5 protein-coding genes are annotated in these 4534 nt (G+C 43.2%); all 5 read right to left on the bottom strand.

Features of this window, described 5'->3' with window-relative positions:
* Positions 1–156: 156 nt before the first annotated feature.
* A complete protein-coding gene (locus G614_RS0123455; RefSeq protein WP_027643830.1) occupies positions 157–537 on the bottom strand; it encodes a DUF6984 family protein in 381 nt (126 codons plus the stop codon).
* A 433-nt stretch (positions 538–970) separates the two neighbouring features.
* Positions 971–1519 (bottom strand): IS110 family transposase, encoded by a 549-nt coding sequence (locus tag G614_RS34045; RefSeq protein WP_049948113.1) that lies wholly within the window; start codon positions 1517–1519, stop codon positions 971–973.
* Positions 1500–2144 (bottom strand): IS110 family transposase, encoded by a 645-nt coding sequence (locus G614_RS34040; protein ID WP_049948112.1) that lies wholly within the window; start codon positions 2142–2144, stop codon positions 1500–1502. The genes G614_RS34045 and G614_RS34040 overlap by 20 nt, the downstream gene beginning before the upstream one ends.
* Positions 2145–3362: 1218 nt before the next feature.
* The gene (locus G614_RS0123445; protein ID WP_022201330.1) at positions 3363–3782 is read right to left on the bottom strand and encodes a hypothetical protein; all 420 of its coding nucleotides are present in this window, start codon (positions 3780–3782) and stop codon (positions 3363–3365) included.
* Positions 3783–3800: 18 nt separating this feature from the next.
* On the bottom strand, positions 3801–4534 hold a 734-nt coding region (locus tag G614_RS31815; RefSeq protein ID WP_044918738.1), incomplete at its 5' end, for a hypothetical protein.

Genomic DNA, 4534 nt, shown 5'->3' with positions numbered 1-4534 from the left:
GCAAGTATTCTGGCTCGTTGAGCCAATGTGGAACAGAGGTATTTCTCCCCAAATTAACCAATATGACCAGGGTCGAAAAGTGTGCAGGTTAAAGAGGTTATGCTGGAAAACGCATAACCTCTGGGGACATCGCCCGGCAAAGCCAGGCGAACTCTGTTAACACATTACTTCTGGATTTAATAAAATTTCTACCTCTCCATCTGTTAAACTTGACTCCGCCTTTATATTTGAAGAATCAGCTTTAAATATCTCCAGTTCTGAAACATATCCACAAGTAATATGCAATAAGAATTGTATCGGTACATAATCTTTTTTATACACTCTCATCTCAACAGGAACTCCAGTCCTTATTCTAACTGGCTGTATTCCCTCCTCAATACAAAACTTCAGAGCCAAATAATAGTCCGTGTATTCCCGAATAACCTTTGCATAATTAATTTGATTAATCACCTCATCTCTATGCAAAAATTTTTTAGATAGGATTAATTCCATCCACTTTTTTTCACAATCTGTCAATTCGCTATTTTCTAATGCCATTAGACCTCCTACTGAACAGGATAATAAGTACCAACATTTATTAACCCATCCTTTACTCCATATGATGTATACTCAATTGTGATACCATTGACATTCAACTGCCCTTTGTAGAATTGTCCTGTTCCAGGATTTTTTGTAACAACATCTTTTGCAATAGCCTGATTTACCTCATTAGCAGATAAGCCAGTTCCTTCAAGATGCCTTCCACCATGACCAAAACTAACTTCTTTATCACCAACTTTGACATTATCTGTTACACCGCCACCACCTTCTGGAGCTTTATAGTCTTCAGAGTCAGAATCCCCCTTGGCACTGAATCATCCAGCTTATAACTTTCGCACCTTTTTCTCTATTCTTTTGGAAAAGGTGGTAAACCAAACACTGTGTTTCTTCTGGCTCAATCTTATCACAATCTGTTCGGGAGTGACAGTCTTTATTGCTCCGGCTCCCGGTATTCGGTGTGATTTTTCAGCATCCCATACACGATATTCACCAGACGTCGGGATACACAGATTAATGCCTGCTGTTTATTCTTTCCTTCTGCAACCCGCTTCAGATAATACTCCCGGAATACTTTATTTCTTGGAGTTCCGTTTGTTGAAATCTGTATCATCTGAATCGCCATAAAATAGAAGATGGCTTGCAACCGCCTATTTCCCTGCTTCGGACACATATCCTTCCCTTTTCCCGCTGATGAAAAATTGACTGGCGCTATCCCGGCGAACTTCGCCAGCTTATTCGCACTGGGGAAACGGGTGATTTCACCTATCTCTGCCAGTATATTCGCCGCTGTTATCCTGTCAATCCCCGGCATTGTGGTCAGGGTGCAGTTAAACTCTGGCAGTAAGTTTTCGATTGCCTCGTTTACTTCCTCCAGTTGAATACGGTAATGCTCCAAATCGCTGACCAGACTTCTTGTTATGGCATCACGGCTCTCCTGATGCTCCCGTTTTGTCTCGCCATCAGACTTTATCAGATTCAATATCTTCTCCGCACGTATTGTGGCTGATCGGGCGCAGTTCCTTTGCCAGTTCCTCCGCTGTCTTTCCCAGCAGATGTCCCGGCGATGGGTATTCCTTGAAAAAATATAATGCTGTTGCACGGCTGATATCGCTGAAAAACTGCTTATAGCTGGGATATGCCATGCAGAGCTGCTCATGGAGCTGGTTCTTCAATCTGTGCAGATGGGTACAGATATTATCCCGCCGGTTCACCAACTGACTCAACGTCCAATATTTATCATCCGGTACCGCATCTGGCAGCTTGTCCAGCATATTGATCAGCACTAAAGCCACGGCTTCCGCATCATAACTGTCATTTTTCTGGTACATCGGCACACTTTTTCTCTGGGCGTAAGACAAAGCAGTATTTACGTCTTTTACATGGAATCCTTTTTCAATCAACCATACAGCCAAGGCGCGGCCATAACCGCAGGCGTTTTCCAGACCATACACTGCCGTCTTATCTTCTGTCACAAAACGGCTGACCTTCCTTACCAGCCTCGGAAACTCCGATGGTTTATTACCAAACGTAATCTCTCCCAGCTTCGTATTCCAGCAGTCCAGCATGACCGCTGTGTGGCTTTCCTTATGAAGGTCAATCCCCACATAGATGATGTTTTCTTTTCTCAGATGTCATCCTTCCTTCTTTTCCTGTCTCCATCCGTAACTGTAAATCTGCCGGCAACCTCAGCTGATAAGCGTTGTGTGCCGGTTTACGCCTTCTGGCTACGGCCATCGCAAGGGTGAATAAGCCTATCCATCTCCACAACCTACGAACTTTACAGGTTATTCCTTCCGGAGAGAAACCTCTCTGGAAGTGTGTCGTATGTTACCTCTGGTGACAGATAGATTCAAGTCTTTTCCCGGTTCTTTTTTCGATTTGTGTAAGGTGCTTCATCTATGGAGCAGATATTTGTTCCATTGTGGTATCGGCTTCCGCACAAGCTGAAAATATTGTGAGGCGGCTGACAGAAGAAGAATGGATGGTAGGTTCGCGGCGTGAAAGACGGCGTCCGGGCTATGAAATTTATCAACAGCCTATAACAGCAGAAAGAAAACACACCGTTCAGATCCATCATGGAGTGGCCGGTGTGTCTGTCTTGCTGAGATTTTTCTGGTGTGTTTCCACCCCCTTAAACCCCCGGGTGTGCGCCATTGTAACATAGCGTCGGGGGGACTGTCAATTTCGATTCCCTTGCGATTTTCTTACTGAAAACTTACTTGCCATGAATTTCAACGGGTCGAACGTGTCTTACGTGGGTGGCTCGGCGGTGTCCGGTTTTTCCAGTGTTCCGGATTCTGCCACCCGACGCCTCTAAAACTACCGCTGAAAATGAGAAAACTGCCGGGTGGCAAGGCCCAAATTTGTTATGCTGGAGTCCCCTGTTTTTTGAATAACTTTTTCTTGCATATCAGAAAAACTTATGCCACCAGCCAAAGCTGATTTCACCAAAGCCAACGGTTTTAAGGCATTTTCCGGCTTTTGGCAGGGGAATCCTTTGATTCAACCACAATATTCAGCGTATTCCCGGCTTTTTCGTGCAAAACAAGGTGGATATACCAATCCCATGCCAACAAGCGGCTCTAGCTCACCATCTTTTAGCCCTGTTACGCACCGTGACGGCCGGTGTGCCGGTTTTAAGACCCTGCTCGGAAAGATGTACCATGAAGCAAGTATTCTGGCTCGTTGAGCCAATGTGGAACAGAGGTATTTCTCCCCAAATCAACCAATATGGCCAGGGTCAAAAGTGTGCAGGTTAAAGAGGTTATGCTGGAAAACGCATAACCTCTGGGGACATCGCCCGGCAAAGCCGGACGAATCGGTTAAATACCATTATGTAAAACCCTCTTCCCCTCATTTATCGCTTTTTCACAGATATAAATACAGGAATTTAAATTTTTTATTATCTCCCCTTTTTTTACCAGTATATTTTCATATCGTTCCTCATCTAGCAGGAATTCTCCAGTCAAATAAAACTCATCTGGCGATAGACGAAATAGTTCTACCCATTGTTTGAGGATGTTCTTTAACTTTGTTATCTCACCATCTTCAATAAATGAAAATCCATAGTATGAAATACCATTTTGAAGTCTTTTGCCGTTCCAAGTTGTACTGATCCATTTCAAGCTATCTCCAATATATTGAATTATCATATCCGAAATGGAAACTGAATCCATATCTGAAGAAACCATACTCACATCACTATCTTTTGGAATAATTGCAAACTGATGTACTAATCCCACCTATAATCACCTCCGAACCTATTGCTTCCCAAATGATACAATAGAACCATCTGGCGCAATATCAATATATTTTCCATTCTTTTTGTATCGAATTGTACCTTCAACAGCTCCATCAACTCGGCTCTTTGTAGAACCTTTTTTAGCTGTTTTAGCAAATTCTTCTGCCTTTCTTAAATATTGGTCGCGGCTTGTAGCACCAACTTCATCACCATGCCTGCCATAATGGTAGTCCAAAGAATCTTCTGGAGAATCAAAGCTTCCTTTATTCCAGTTTCCAGTCTCAGAATCCCCCTTATTCGGTCCTCCTTGTCCATTCATAGCAAGAACACCAGACAATGCACCTTCCGCTACCATACTTCCGATATTCTCTGCTACACCGGCATATCCACCAGACAATTCTACCTCTACTAAATAAGCCTCTGGCGTTACAATTGTTCCAGTAGCTACTCCACCGCCTCCTGCTACTAAACCTCCTAACATTTTGTCCGCGTTGTTAGCTGCTACCATATACTGTATAATATACAGCATCTCGCCATCAATCGTTCCGTCACGGTACGCCACATAATCGAAATTATCTATACTGTTTATCAGTTCAGCTATATGGGCGTTCATCTCCGCATCGGATGTTATATTATCACCTCCGAACATCAACATGAACATATTTGTCATTTCAGTCTCTTTGGTATAGAAGGTTACTTTTGCACCTACTACCCAGTTCTCACAATAATTCTTTATTTCCTTTCCCTTATCTA

Origin of the sequence: [Clostridium] clostridioforme AGR2157 (assembly GCF_000424325.1) — a bacterium.
GTDB classification, from domain to species: Bacteria; Bacillota; Clostridia; order Lachnospirales; family Lachnospiraceae; genus Enterocloster; species Enterocloster clostridioformis_A.
Note: the sequence above shows the minus strand (reverse complement) of the source record. Positions and strands in the feature narration are given on the sequence as shown.